At 54.4% G+C, this 13,550-nt stretch carries 12 protein-coding genes; 3 read left to right on the plus strand and 9 right to left on the minus strand.

All coding sequences use genetic code 11. The annotated features are described in order from the left end of the window. Positions 1–26: 26 nt before the first annotated feature. The 4 genes from creD to creA are packed head-to-tail and all read right to left on the minus strand — an operon-like array spanning position 27 to position 4,045. Positions 27–1,388, minus strand: a complete 1,362-nt coding sequence (creD, locus tag OGV89_RS15510) for a cell envelope integrity protein CreD (protein WP_106107534.1) — start codon at positions 1,386–1,388, stop codon at positions 27–29. Positions 1,389–1,445: 57 nt separating this feature from the next. Next, the gene (gene creC, locus OGV89_RS15515) at positions 1,446–2,870 is read right to left on the minus strand and encodes a two-component system sensor histidine kinase CreC (RefSeq protein WP_054528036.1); all 1,425 of its coding nucleotides are present in this window, start codon (positions 2,868–2,870) and stop codon (positions 1,446–1,448) included. Then, the gene (gene creB / locus OGV89_RS15520) at positions 2,870–3,559 is read right to left on the minus strand and encodes a two-component system response regulator CreB (protein ID WP_286558893.1); all 690 of its coding nucleotides are present in this window, start codon (positions 3,557–3,559) and stop codon (positions 2,870–2,872) included. Before creB ends, creC begins: the two co-directional genes overlap by 1 nt. Positions 3,560–3,571: 12 nt before the next feature. Beyond that, a complete protein-coding gene (creA, locus tag OGV89_RS15525; protein WP_003018998.1) occupies positions 3,572–4,045 on the minus strand; it encodes a protein CreA in 474 nt (157 codons plus the stop codon). Between the two features lie 211 nt (positions 4,046–4,256). Here creA and robA point away from each other — a divergent pair, with 211 nt between their 5' ends. After that, positions 4,257–5,126: an MDR efflux pump AcrAB transcriptional activator RobA gene (robA, locus tag OGV89_RS15530; protein WP_003837295.1), complete on the plus strand. Its 870-nt coding sequence runs from the start codon at positions 4,257–4,259 to the stop codon at positions 5,124–5,126. Here robA and gpmB read toward each other — a convergent pair. Further along, complete coding sequence (gene gpmB / locus OGV89_RS15535; RefSeq protein WP_003019006.1) at positions 5,123–5,770, minus strand: 2,3-diphosphoglycerate-dependent phosphoglycerate mutase GpmB; 648 nt, start codon at positions 5,768–5,770, stop codon at positions 5,123–5,125. The genes robA and gpmB overlap by 4 nt on opposite strands. 52 nt (positions 5,771–5,822) lie before the next feature. Here gpmB and yjjX point away from each other — a divergent pair, with 52 nt between their 5' ends. Then, positions 5,823–6,338: an inosine/xanthosine triphosphatase gene (gene yjjX, locus OGV89_RS15540; protein WP_016149519.1), complete on the plus strand. Its 516-nt coding sequence runs from the start codon at positions 5,823–5,825 to the stop codon at positions 6,336–6,338. A 55-nt stretch (positions 6,339–6,393) separates the two neighbouring features. Here the strand turns inward: yjjX and trpR are convergent, their stop codons facing one another. Beyond that, positions 6,394–6,720, minus strand: a complete 327-nt coding sequence (gene trpR, locus OGV89_RS15545) for a trp operon repressor (protein ID WP_286558895.1) — start codon at positions 6,718–6,720, stop codon at positions 6,394–6,396. Between the two features lie 89 nt (positions 6,721–6,809). Continuing rightward, positions 6,810–8,747 carry a murein transglycosylase gene (sltY, locus tag OGV89_RS15550; RefSeq protein WP_286558896.1) on the minus strand — a complete coding sequence of 646 codons (1,938 nt, stop codon included), beginning with the start codon at positions 8,745–8,747 and terminating at the stop codon, positions 6,810–6,812. 331 nt (positions 8,748–9,078) lie between these two features. On the opposite strand from sltY, the gene ettA reads away from it, so the two are divergent. After that, complete coding sequence (gene ettA, locus OGV89_RS15555) at positions 9,079–10,746, plus strand: energy-dependent translational throttle protein EttA (protein ID WP_003845630.1); 1,668 nt, start codon at positions 9,079–9,081, stop codon at positions 10,744–10,746. A 99-nt stretch (positions 10,747–10,845) separates the two neighbouring features. On the opposite strand, the gene nadR is transcribed toward ettA, so the two are convergent. After that, positions 10,846–12,075 (minus strand): multifunctional transcriptional regulator/nicotinamide-nucleotide adenylyltransferase/ribosylnicotinamide kinase NadR, encoded by a 1,230-nt coding sequence (gene nadR, locus OGV89_RS15560; RefSeq protein WP_003019021.1) that lies wholly within the window; start codon positions 12,073–12,075, stop codon positions 10,846–10,848. Between the two features lie 88 nt (positions 12,076–12,163). Continuing rightward, complete coding sequence (gene radA, locus OGV89_RS15565; RefSeq protein WP_001728171.1) at positions 12,164–13,546, minus strand: DNA repair protein RadA; 1,383 nt, start codon at positions 13,544–13,546, stop codon at positions 12,164–12,166. Between the last annotated feature and the right edge of the window lie 4 nt (positions 13,547–13,550).

Genomic DNA, 13,550 nt, shown 5'->3' on the forward strand with positions numbered 1-13,550 from the left:
GCGCCGTTTTTCATTTCACCACAGCCCTATTTCCATAAGCGAAACTCGTCACTCTGCGCAGGCTGAGACTCCGGAATTTCTGTCGGCTTTGGTTTTGGCTGTGCCAGCGAGTGCCAGTCAAGATGACGCGTCAGGAACATCACGCCACACAACGCGACCAACAGCACGCCGGTTCCCAGCAGTAAAGAGCTGTCCTGTGAACGGAGCAACACCCACATCACACCATCCAGCCCCAGCAGCGCTACGGTGAACAAAATACTCTTACGCCAACCCTGTAATATCGCCTGCAGATACACACCGTTCATCAACGCCCCCACCAGACTCGCCGTAATCCACGCGGCGGTAAAACCAATATGTTCTGACAACGCCAGCAGCAACAGATAAAACATCACCAGCGATAATCCCACCAGCAGGTACTGCATCGGGTGCAGTCGAAGGCTGGTCATGCTTTCAAGAACAAAGAAAGACATAAAGGTCAGCACAATCAGCAAAATGGCATATTTTGTCGCCCTGTCCGTCAGTTGGTATTGATCCGCAGGCGTGGCGACAGCGACGCTAAATGCAGGCATTCCCTCCCAGCCAATCTTTTCGCCATCAAAGCGTTCGCCGAGGTTATTGGCAAACCAACTGCTTTGCCACTGGGCATTGAATCCAGACTTACTGATTTCGCGCTTAGCCGGAAGAAAATCCCCAAGAAAGTTGGGATGCGACCAATTGCTGGTTAAGGTCATTTCACTGTTACGGCCAACCGGAACAACGGAGAAATCTCCTGTTCCGCTCAAATTCAGCGACAGCGTCATGCTCAGGTTTTGCTCCGCCCAGCTCGCGTCGGGTAACGGAATGTGGATCCCCTGCGCACGTCCATCCAGCCCCGTCCCCGGCTCAACCGCCAGCGACGTTCCATTGACCTGCGGCGCTTGCACCACACCAATCCCGCGCGCATCCCCCACGCCAACCACGATAAACGGTTTGCCGACGCTGACGTTGGGATGGTTTAAATCACGCAAACGTTCAGCGTTAAACTCGGCCTTCACCGAGAGGTCATTGTGCCAGACCTGGCCCTCATAAATACCGATTTTACGCGCTTCAACGTTCTGACTCCCCTCAACCACCAACGACTCCGGCAGCCAGAAATGGATATAGCTTCGCTTACGCTGGATCTCTTTGCCATCCTCCAGCGAGGTATAAAGCTCTGTCACCGGAATGGCTATCAACGGGCCGACCATCTTTTGCGGTCCGCTGGTGCTCTGGCGGATTGCATCTTCAACGTCATTGCGATAATCCGATCGCTCTACGATTATCTGCCTGACCATTGTCAGGGGAATTAACAGCAGCAGCATGGCGCCACCCAGAGTGACGATTTTCCAGAACAGGGGTGATTTCAACATAGCGTTCTCCTTTGCAATATCAGCAAGGTAGAACAGCTATGTGCGGAGAATTTGAAGTTATGTGAAGTGACGGTGAAGCGTAAACGAAGCTTGTGCACCGCCTTCTGGTCGGTTAGATAATATCACCGCGCCTTCATGCAGTCGTGCAACTTCACTGACAAACGCCAGCCCCAAACCGCTGCTCTTGTGTCCATTCTCGCGGGGCAGCGAGTAGAAGCGCTCAAAAATACGCGGCAACGCAAAGTCAGGGATCCCGCTACCGCTGTCGGTAACCTGCAACGTGACCCGATCCTCGTGCTGATGTGCACTCAGCACAATCGTCCCGTCCTGTGGCGTAAAGTCGATAGCGTTGTCGAGTAAATTCCCCAATGCCTGCTCCAGTAACGCGGGATCGGCTGCGACGCTAAGCGATGAAGGCAGAATGGTCAGCGTGATGTTTTTTGCCGCCAGCTGCACGCTACGCGCCTCTTTAAGCTGAGCAAACAGCGCATCTACCGCCACTGGCGTCAACGTAATGTCCTGCCGATTCTCCAGTCGCGCCTGACGTAACAAGGTTTCAACCAGCGCCTGCATGCGCGCATTTTGCGTCAGAATATTATCGGTAAAGCGCGCTACCACGTTTGGCGGCGGACCTTCGCGCAGTATCTCCGCCGCGCCACGAATGGCCGCCAGCGGGCTTTTCAGCTCATGGGTTAACGCGTAGACATACTGCTCAATGTAGTTCTTGCCTTCGAGCTTCAGACGCATACTTTCCAGCGCCTGCGCCAGTTTGCGTAACTCGCTACTGCCTAAATCAGGCAGTGGGACGGGGCGATTCTCAGTAACGGAATCGGCATAACGCGCCAGCCGGGCAATGGAGCGGTTTATCCACCATACCATCCCGAAGCCAATCACCAGGGCAATACCCAGCAATACGGCGCTGGCCCACAGCATTCGCCGTTCACTGCGTTTAATCACCGGCGCCATCGCTGCATTTGGTTTGCCGACACTGAGCACACCGATAATACGACCACCGTCTACAATCGGCGCGGCAACGTACATCACCGAGCTTTCCGGATCATCCGGGTTTTGCGGCGTACTACGAGCGCCATACTGCCCACGTAGCGTTAACCACACGTCGTTCCAGCGGGAGTAGTCCTGACCGACGGCCTGGTTAGCTGAATCAAACACCACCTTGCCCTGCGCGTCCGTCATGTAGACATGGTATTCATTACGTACTTTGTTAATGCCGCTGATATTGGCGCGGAATGGGCGGTTATGCAGTTGCGAAAAGGCCTGCGCCAGCTTGCCGTTGGTGGGGGTGTCAGAGAGTAAGTCATCACGCGCCAGCGCAGCCAGCAGCGTGGCGGTATCAATCAATGAGCCTTCAGTCGCTCGACGGACGCCTGGCTTAATTTCCTGCACAAAGATAGACAGAACGAACCAGGCAGCGACGGCAACAATCAGAAAATAGCCGAGCAGCAAACGCATGCCAATGCGCATCAGACGCTCCTCAGGCTGTATCCCATACCGCGATGCGTATTGATGGGGGAAAGCTCGGGGTTGATGGCCCGCAGCTTGGCGCGCAGCGTTTTGATGTGGGTATCGACCGTTCTGTCAAAGGTATCCTGCGCATCGGCCCAGACTAAATCCATCAATTGTTGGCGGGAGTAAATACGTCCCGGCGACATCAGCAATGTTTTCAGCAGCAGGAATTCATAGCGCGTCAGGTTCAACGGCATGCCGAACCAGGTAATCTGCGCGGCCAGCTCATTAAGTTCAAAATCCCCACAGCGCGTTGTCAATGAAGGCGTGGAGAATTTTTGCACCCGCCGCAGCAGCGTACGCACACGAGCGCACACTTCACGCGGCGAGAAAGGCTTGGCAACATAGTCATCCGCGCCAATTTCCAGCCCCAACAGGCGATCCACTTCATCGCTGCGTGCGGTCAGAAACAGGATCGGCAACGCCGGGTGGCGTTCAAGTAAACGTCGGCACAGTTCAAAACCGCTTATATCCGGTAGCCCGACATCCAGAATGATGGCATCAGGGCATTGCTGGCGAGATTTCTCCAGCACGGGAAATCCGCGCTCAAACGCCTCTACGCTAAACCCCTCTTGCTGCAGCATGTAGATAAGCGTATCAGCGATTCCCTGCTCATCCTCAACCAACCAGATCAACGACTGTTGCATTGTGCTTCCTTGTTATTGCCGCCACGGCATGATGGGTACCGCGCTAATGGCATTTTTGGGCGATCCATCGACGACTTTATCTGAATAAGCCAGATAGGCCAGCGCATTACGTTTCGCATCGTAAAAACGCACGACCTGTAAAGATTTAAACACCAGCGAGGTACGTTTTTTAAATACCACTTCGCCCTGAGCTTTACCGTTCTTGATTCTGTCGCTCAGTTCTACCGGCCCAACCTGCTGGCAGGAAATGGCGGCATCGGAGGTATCTTCCGCCAGCCCCAGACCACCTTTGATGCCGCCAGTCTTCGCCCGACTCACGTAGCAGGTCACGTTGGTAACATCCGGATCGTCAAACGCTTCGACCACAATTTTATGATCCGGGCCGAACATTTTGAACACCGTATCGACAGATCCAATCTGCTCCGCATGGGCAACCTGCGCCAACATCAGCAGAATTGAGGAAATGACTAAGCTCTTATATTTCATATTGTTACCATTTTTAAAAGTTACTCTGTGCAATTATTCGACATTCTAAGATAAAACGTATACAGATCACAGGATTACAATAATCACGCTTTCGTATGTCCGAAAAAAGCATTTATGAGCAAAAAAAACACTGAATGCTAAAACAGCAAAAAATGCTATTATCCTCATACCTGACGTCAGGTACTCGTTGTTGAAAGGATGAGGATATTTTATGGATCAGGCTGGCATTATTCGCGACCTATTAATCTGGCTGGAAGGTCATCTGGATCAGCCTTTGTCGCTTGACAATGTGGCGGCAAAAGCGGGCTATTCCAAGTGGCACCTGCAGAGAATGTTTAAGGACGTGACGGGCCATGCTATTGGCGCCTATATCCGCGCCCGTCGTTTATCGAAATCTGCAGTGGCGCTGCGCCTGACTGCGCGCCCAATTTTGGATATTGCGCTGCAATATCGCTTCGACTCTCAACAAACCTTTACTCGCGCGTTCAAGAAACAGTTTTCCCAAACGCCTGCGCTGTATCGTCGCTCCCCGGAATGGAGTGCGTTTGGTATTCGCCCGCCAATGCGCCTGGGTGAATTTGCGATGCCTGCGCACGAGTTTGTCACCCTGGAAGATACGCAACTACTCGGCACCACGCAAAGCTATTCCTGCTCGCTGGAACAGATTTCAGATTTCCGTCATGAAATGCGTATTCAGTTCTGGCGCGACTTCCTCAGTCAGGCTCCTGCGATCCCGCCAGTCCTGTACGGGCTTAACGAAACACGTCCGAGCATTGAAAAAGATGACGAGCAGGAAGTGTTTTACACCACTGCACTGACGCCGGAACAGGCCAATGGCTATGTGCCGTCGGCGCAGCCTATCCTGTTACAGGGTGGCGAGTACGTGATGTTTACCTACGAAGGGCTGGGAACCGGCGTGCAAGAGTTTATCCTGACGGTTTACGGCACATGCATGCCAATGCTGAACCTGACGCGCCGTAAAGGACAGGATATCGAGCGATATTACCCGGCAGAAGATGCCAAAGCGGGAGATCGCCCGATCAACCTGCGCTGCGAATTCCTGATTCCGATTCGCCGCTAGCGCTGTAGTTCATCCAACGCAGGGGCGTCCAGATGTGAGATGTCCCCTGCCGTTTCAACGACCCATCCCGGCGCCAGCCATAAGCTTTCCTGGTAATCAACGCGAGAAATAGAACAGTTGCGCAGACGCAAGCGACGTTCAGCCCATGCCGGTAATCCAAGAATTGTACTCACCAGGCAACCCAGCGCGATACCGTGACTGACCAGCAGCGGGCGACTTCCCGGCGGCAATTCCAGACAGGATGCCAGCGCTGCGTTGACGCGATCGCTCAATTCCTGCATCGATTCCCCTTCCGGGATACGACCATCCACCGTACCGTTCACCAACTGGCGACGCCAGCCCTCTTCCTCCGGCGTCAGCGTATCGATGTGACGTTTTTCCAGCACACCCATATTTAGCTCGCGCAGACGGGAGTCATAGGTGATATCACAGCCACAGGCCTGGGCGATGATTTCTGCAGTGCGTCGTGTACGACCAAGATCGCTACTGATGACATGCGTAATACCAAACGAGCGAGCGCGTTCACCCACCTGCATGGCTTGCTGTTCACCTTTAGCGGTTAGTGGGCTGTCTGACTGGCCTTGAATACGTCGCTCGGCGTTCCACTGCGTTTCGCCATGGCGAACAAGGTATACCTGTAACATGCTTTTTTTCCGTTATACTGCGATGCGATGAATTTTCAAACTGAGCTTAATTATGCACAAGGTTATCTCTGCGACCACCAATCCTGCCAAAATTCAGGCAATTCTGCGGGCATTTGAAGAGATTTTCGGGGAAGGATCCTGCCATATAGAACCCGTCGCCGTCGAGAGTGGCGTGCCGGAACAACCTTTCGGAAACCAGGAAACGCGCACTGGCGCACGAAATCGCGTTGATAACGCTCGCCGCCAGCACCCGCAGGCTGATTTCTGGGTCGCCATTGAAGCAGGAATTGACGACGATGCCACCTTCAGTTGGGTGGTGATTGATAACGGCCACCGGCGCGGTGAAGCCCGTTCAGCCACGCTGCCATTGCCTACTGTCATTCTCGACAGAGTCCGCAAAGGTGAAGCACTCGGCCCGGTGATGTCGGACTATACAGGTATTGATGAGATTGGCCGTAAAGAGGGCGCAATCGGCGTCTTTACCGCGGGTAAGCTGACGCGCTCGAGCGTGTACCATCAGGCGGTGATTCTGGCGCTCAGCCCGTTTCATAACGCGGTGTATTTATAGCATTGTGCCGGATGTTCAATCGTAGGCCGGATAAGGCAAAGCCACATCCGGCGAATCAATTTTTCTCGAGCAACACCTGTTCCAGCCACTGACGCAGATCCACCGGCGCGGATTTGAGGCTGTTCGACCCTCGCGTAATAGTAGCAATCCCCGCCCCGAGCTCGTTTTTAAGCTCACGCTGGCTCATCTCACCGCGCAGCAGCTCTTCAATGATACGCACACGCGTGCCCAACGCTTCACGCTCATCCGGCGTTAACATCAAATTGAGCAGTGGCAGGTGTAAATCTTGTTCGTAGGCGTGTTTAAGCAGATCGACAAAACGTAACCACTCCTGGTGACGTTGTTCTGCCATCTCTGCTGAATAGGGTGATTGCTGAGTCATAAGATATCGCCATCGTTGCGGGGGAAGCGTGCTTGCCTCCCCCTTTTGTACTCTTTAACGAGTACGATAGCATAACACAATCGACACGATCAGTAACGACGTTGCCATTCTGCGTCGCTCATCAACTCCGGTTTATCACCGAGGAAATAGCGATAGTACGCATCGTAAGCCAGCACGTTCTTCACATAACCACGCGTCTCTGAGAATGGAATGCTCTCGACAAACGCGACGGCATCAATGCGGCCAGCGCTATTGCCAAGCCAGGTGCGAACGCGTCCCGGACCGGCGTTATAGGCTGCTGACGCAAAGATGCGGTTATTGCCAAATTGCTGATACACGTACTGCAAATAGCTGGTTCCGATGTTGATGTTGGTATCAGGATCCAATAGCTGGCTCGGACTGCTGTAACCTGGAATCGAGAACATTTTCACCGTATGCGTCGCCGTACCCGGCATAATCTGCATCAGCCCGCTTGCGCCAACCGGTGATTTCACTTTCGGGTTCCAGGCGCTTTCCTGACGCGCTATCGCCATCGCATAGCTTGGCTGAATATCCTTGCCGCTGGTGTAACGGGTAAAAAGATCTTTATAGGCCAATGGGAAGCGCTCTTCCAGATGATCCCACAGTTTTCCGGCGATCGTCGCCTGAACGCTTAGATCCCACCAGTGATTATTGAACGCGTAACGCGCCAACTGAGCCTGCTCGGACTTGGTACGGCTGGTGACCAGATTCGCCCATTCACTGCGCGCAGTATTATCCATGTTCCAGTACATTAGCTCGCGGACGCGTGCCATTTCCGGGCCCTGAGTCAGCGCAGAATCAACGTTCGCTGGTGCTTTATCCACTTTCAGCTCGTACTCTTCGCCCAGGCGCTGTGCCGCCACCATCGGATAGAAACCGCGCTGCTGCATGAGTTGGTGCAGGATCTCTTTGGCTTCCGCATCGCGTCCGCGCTCCAGCAGCAGATCCGCTTGCCAGTAGCGCCACTCATCTTTTTCTTTGGCTTCCATTGGCAGACGCGCCAGCCAGGTATTCAGGCTACGACGATCGCCGGTTCCCAGCGCCATGCGCACCCGGCGCTCCACAAGCGAGGTGGAGTTGGAGCGCATAATCGCATCATCACGCCATTTGGCCTGCTCGTCGGTAACGTCATTGCCCATCAGACGCCAGGCGACAATGTCGCGCAGCTCCTGGGTTTGCTCGTCATTCAACTGTTGCGCCTGCACCAGGGAAGGGATCATCAGGCGGGCATTCTCCACATCCTGACGCGCCACGCTGGCAAAGGCGACCGCCGCCATCTGTCGGGTGAAATCCGTTGCGCCGGTGGTGCGAGCAAAGGTCATTACCGAATTCGGATCGTTGGCCAGCGCGATGATCGCTGAAGCAATGGTTTGGTATTGCGCGGGCATCTGTCCGGCCAACGCCGTGACCAGTCCGGTATTCCCGGCTTTCATCGCCAGACGAATACGTTCCAGATACGCCAGCGGATCCTGAGTGCCTGAGGCACGCCATACGCCGAATAATTTGTCACAGGCGTTCGGCTGACTTTTTCCGCTCAGCCATAGTTCTTTCGCCCCCTGCCAGGCTTCTTCAGTTTGCCCGGTACTCCATTTCGCGAAGTAATAGTTACATTGCGCTTCGGTGGTGCCCGGTTTTTCCGGACTGAACGCCAGCAGCCCACGCCAGTCTTCGCGGCGCGCCAGTTCATTCACGAAACGAGATTGCAGAGTACGCGCCGGGGGCAGCGTCGGGTTGGCGCGCACAAAATTGGTGACGGTAATGGTGGGCTGATTCATCAGATCGTCAGTGATCTGACGATATTCCAGATAAGGATACAGAGGATAGTTCTTCAGGCCAGGCATCATCTGCTCTACGACATCCATCTGTCGGTTATCCCAGGCCTGCTTAATTTGCGCATAGCGATTGCGCTGCTCATCCAGGGAATCCGCTCGCGCTACTTGACTGACCGTCAGCAGACATACGCTGGCAGCCAGCAGGCGCCAGGTAAATTGTTTGGCTTTGTCCACAAGCTCTTCCTCTTCTCATGTTACGTCTGTGCAGCATCATGCCGCTTAATTCATTCATGCTAACCAGACATTGCAGAATGCGCCACGTCACGGACACTTTTTTACTTTTGTTGCGAGTGGGATCTGCTGGCTGGGATTGGACAATGAAAAAGGCTACACTTCGCCTTTGATAACTATTTACCAATAATTAGCCCTAAATAATTCAAGTTGCAGCAAGGCGGCGAGGAAGTGAATCCCCTGAGCGTACAAAAGTACGTGACTGGGGTGAACGACACAGCCAACGCATCTGCGGCTTGAAGTATGACGGGATAAACATAGAGGCGAGTCCAACGTGGCCCAATTCGTTTATACCATGCATCGTGTCGGCAAGGTCGTTCCGCCGAAACGTCATATTCTTAAAAACATCTCACTGAGCTTCTTCCCTGGCGCCAAAATCGGTGTTCTCGGTCTGAACGGCGCGGGTAAATCTACCCTGCTGCGCATCATGGCTGGCATTGATACCGAAATTGAAGGTGAAGCTCGCCCGCAGCCAGGCATTAAAATCGGTTACCTGCCGCAGGAACCAAAACTGAACCCGGAACATACCGTTCGTGAATCCGTGGAAGAAGCGGTTGCCGAAGTGGTTAACGCGCTGAAAGGTCTGGATGAAGTGTACGCCAAGTACGCCGAACCGGACGCTGACTTCGATAAGCTGGCCGCGCAACAGGGCAAGTTTGAAGAGATCATTCAGGCGCACGACGGTCATAACCTGAACGTGCAGCTTGAGCGTGCCGCTGACGCTCTGCGTCTGCCGGACTGGGATGCCAAAATTGAAAATCTTTCCGGTGGTGAACGCCGCCGCGTCGCGCTGTGCCGCCTGCTGCTGGAAAAACCAGACATGCTGCTGCTCGACGAACCGACTAACCACCTGGACGCCGAATCCGTCGCGTGGCTGGAACGCTTCCTGCACGACTTCGAAGGTACCGTAGTGGCAATTACCCACGACCGTTACTTCCTCGACAACGTTGCCGGCTGGATCCTGGAGCTGGACCGTGGTGAAGGTATTCCGTGGGAAGGTAACTACTCTTCCTGGCTGGAGCAGAAAGATCAGCGTCTGGCCCAGGAAGCCTCTCAGGAAGCGGCTCGCCGTAAATCCATTGAGAAAGAGCTGGAGTGGGTTCGTCAGGGCGCGAAAGGCCGTCAGTCTAAGGGCAAAGCCCGTCTGGCACGCTTTGAAGAACTGAACAACACTGAATACCAGAAACGTAACGAAACCAACGAACTGTTTATCCCACCTGGACCACGTCTCGGCGATAAAGTCGTTGAAGTCACTAATCTGCGTAAATCTTACGGCGATCGCGTGCTGATCGACGATCTGAGCTTCTCGGTACCGAAAGGCGCTATCGTCGGCATCATCGGTCCGAACGGTGCGGGTAAATCAACCCTGTTCCGTATGATGTCCGGCCAGGAACAGCCTGACAGCGGCACCATCACGCTGGGTGAAACCGTCAAACTGGCCTCCGTTGACCAGTTCCGTGACGCAATGGATAACAGCAAAACCGTGTGGGAAGAAGTTTCCGGCGGGCTGGATATCATGAAGATCGGCAACACCGAAATGCCAAGCCGTGCCTATGTGGGCCGCTTCAACTTCAAAGGTGTGGATCAGGGTAAACGCGTCGGCGAGCTGTCCGGCGGTGAGCGTGGTCGTCTGCACCTGGCGAAGCTGCTGCAGGTTGGCGGCAACATGCTGCTGCTCGATGAACCAACCAACGACCTGGATATCGAAACCCTGCGCGCGCTGGAAAACGCCCTGCTGGAGTTCCCGGGTTGCGCGATGGTTATCTCGCACGACCGTTGGTTCCTTGACCGTATCGCGACCCACATCCTGGATTATCAGGATGAGGGTAAGGTTGAGTTCTTCGAAGGTAACTTTACCGAATACGAAGAGTACAAGAAACGCACGCTGGGCGCCGATGCGCTGGAGCCGAAGCGTATTAAGTACAAGCGTATTTCTAAGTAATTAGCGTTAAGTGCCGGATGGCGGCCTCATGCCACATCCGGCCTACGAGGTTAGTGCGACTTGTAGGCCGGATAAGCGCAGCGCATCCGGCATTAAAACCTACCTCTGCTCGCCCATCAACTCTTTCACCAGCTCCACGCAGCGCAGGAAGCGGCCGTCGTAGTCAGGCTCCTGAACGTGCACAAAATTGATATTGTTTTCCTGCAACATCTCGACCAGCAGCGTCTGAAACGCTTTTCTGTCAACCGAACTTCCAAGGCTGCGCAAGCCATCCGCTACCCACGGGGTGTTGTTTTCCAGCAGGATAACCAGGTCGAAGCGATACTCGTCAATCAGCGCTTGCACAAACGGGTGTTCACGCCCTTCATACTTTTTGCAGAAAGCCTGAGTGGTCACGAAATCGGTGTCGATGAACGCCACTTTATTGGCGTACTTAACAGCAAAATCAATGTATTGCGCTTGTCCCAGGGCGATTTTATCGTAATCAGAATACTGTAACGCCATCTCATCGCCGCCCAAATGGGAGAAGACGTAATCACGCCCATATTCCCACGCACTGGTGGTGTTAAAGATGTTGGCGAGCTTGTTCACCAGCGTCGATTTACCGCTCGACTCCCCGCCGAGGATCGCCACGGTGCGCACGAAAAATGGCTTCACTTCGGTCGGAATATACTCCCAGTAGCGAAACGGGTTTTCACGGATTTGCCCGCCGCTGATGCTCATAAACGTCCGCTTGGGATCCACCAGCACGGTTTCGATCCCCAGATGTTCGAGATACTGCGGGGCATCTGATTCTTCAGAGGTGTAAATCCAGTTTGGCTGGATCCCTTTCTCCTGCATAAACGTTTTGATCCCGTTGCTCCACACGTCCCAACCGTGTGGATACGGCTCCATGCCCTCTTCGTTGAAGGCATGAATACGGATATTTTTCTGATACTTAAAGGTTTGCAGCAGCCAGCGTAGACGATCGGGCACCGTAGGCTGTTGCGACATGGCACTGTCTTCAAACAGACTGCGATCGCGCGTGTCGTCATAGCCCATGATGATATGCAGTTCATCAACCTGACTACAGGCGCGCTGGATAAGATAGATATGGCCGGTATGCAGCGGATAAAACTTACCAAATACCACACCGATATTTTTCTGCTGGCGCGGAAACTCCAGTCCGAGAAAACGGTGCAACGCCTCCAGCTTTTGCGCGCTGGGGCTTTTAATTTTGGCATTCAGAAGCTGGCTTAGATATCCCTTGGTCATGCCACTGGCATCTGCCACCTGTTGCAGGGTACAACCCTTTTTCTTAATGGCGGTTTTCAGATAATCAAATGACACAAGAGCCTCCTGCTGGAAAAATCGCGTAACACTGCCTGATGACGCATCGCTTATCAGGCCTACAAATTCAGTACGTACGGGTATTTGATTATAGGTCGTCAAACACGCTTAACGCATCCGCAAGCTTCTTAACGCCAAAGACCTGCATCCCTTCCGGTACTTTTTTCGGTACGTTAGCGGCAGGAACAATCGCCCGGCGAAAACCGTGTTTCGCCGCCTCCGAAATACGCTCCTGCCCGCTGGGTACCGGACGGATTTCTCCCGCCAACCCCACTTCGCCAAAGACCACTAAGTCCTGTGGCAGCGGCCTGTCGCGCAGGCTGGAGACCATTGCCAGCAGCAACGCCAGGTCGGCGCTGGTTTCGGTGACTTTTACGCCGCCGACTACGTTAACGAACACGTCCTGATCCGCCATCTGCAAGCCGCCGTGACGATGCAGCACCGCCAGTAGAATCGCCAAACGGTTCTGTTCCAGACCGACCGCCACACGACGCGGGTTCGCCATCATTGAGTGATCGACCAGCGCCTGAATCTCGACCAGCAGCGGGCGCGTGCCTTCCCAGACTACCATCACCGAACTGCCGGAGGTAACTTCATCGCCACGGCTTAAGAAAATAGCAGAAGGGTTGCTGACTTCACGCAGCCCCTGTTCCGTCATGGCAAAGACGCCCAGCTCATTCACCGCGCCAAAGCGGTTTTTATGGCTACGCAGTGTACGGAAGCGGGAATCGGCGTCGCCGTCGAGCAACACCGAGCAGTCAATACAGTGCTCCAGTACCTTCGGCCCGGCCAGCGAGCCATCTTTGGTGACGTGGCCGACCATCACAATCGCCACGCCGCGCGTTTTAGCAAAGCGCGTCAGGTAAGCAGCGGTTTCACGCACCTGCGCCACGCTGCCCGGCGAAGACTGAATATCCGCCATGTGCATCACCTGAATGGAGTCGATCACCATCAGCTTCGGCTGTTCTTCTTCAGCAATCAGGCAAATTTGTTCGATACTGGTTTCCGACAGCATGTTCAGGTTCGCCGTCGGCAGGCCAAGCCGATGCGCGCGCATCGCCACCTGTTGCAGGGACTCTTCGCCGGTGACGTACAGGGTTTTCATCTGCTCGGCGAGTCTGCACAGCGTTTGTAGTAGCAGCGTTGATTTCCCCGCGCCGGGGTTACCGCCAATCAGTATGGCGCTGCCGGGCACCACACCACCGCCGAGCACGCGGTCAAACTCTTTAAATCCGGTAGAAAAACGCGGCAGTTCCTCAAGGCTGATGTCAGAGAGCTTCTGCACTTTTGCGACGCCCGCATTTCCGGCGTAGCCGCTGAGTCGCTCGTTGCGCGCCACCGTTGGCGATGCGGCAAGGCGCACCTCGGTAATGGTATTCCAGGCCTGACAGGCGCTGCATTGCCCCTGCCAGCGCGGGTAATCGGCCCCACATTCATTACAAACAAAGGCGCGTTTAGGAGCTTTTGCCACGTTT

Source organism: Citrobacter sp. Cf125 (assembly GCF_030333935.1).
Lineage (GTDB): Bacteria > Pseudomonadota > Gammaproteobacteria > Enterobacterales > Enterobacteriaceae > Citrobacter > Citrobacter freundii.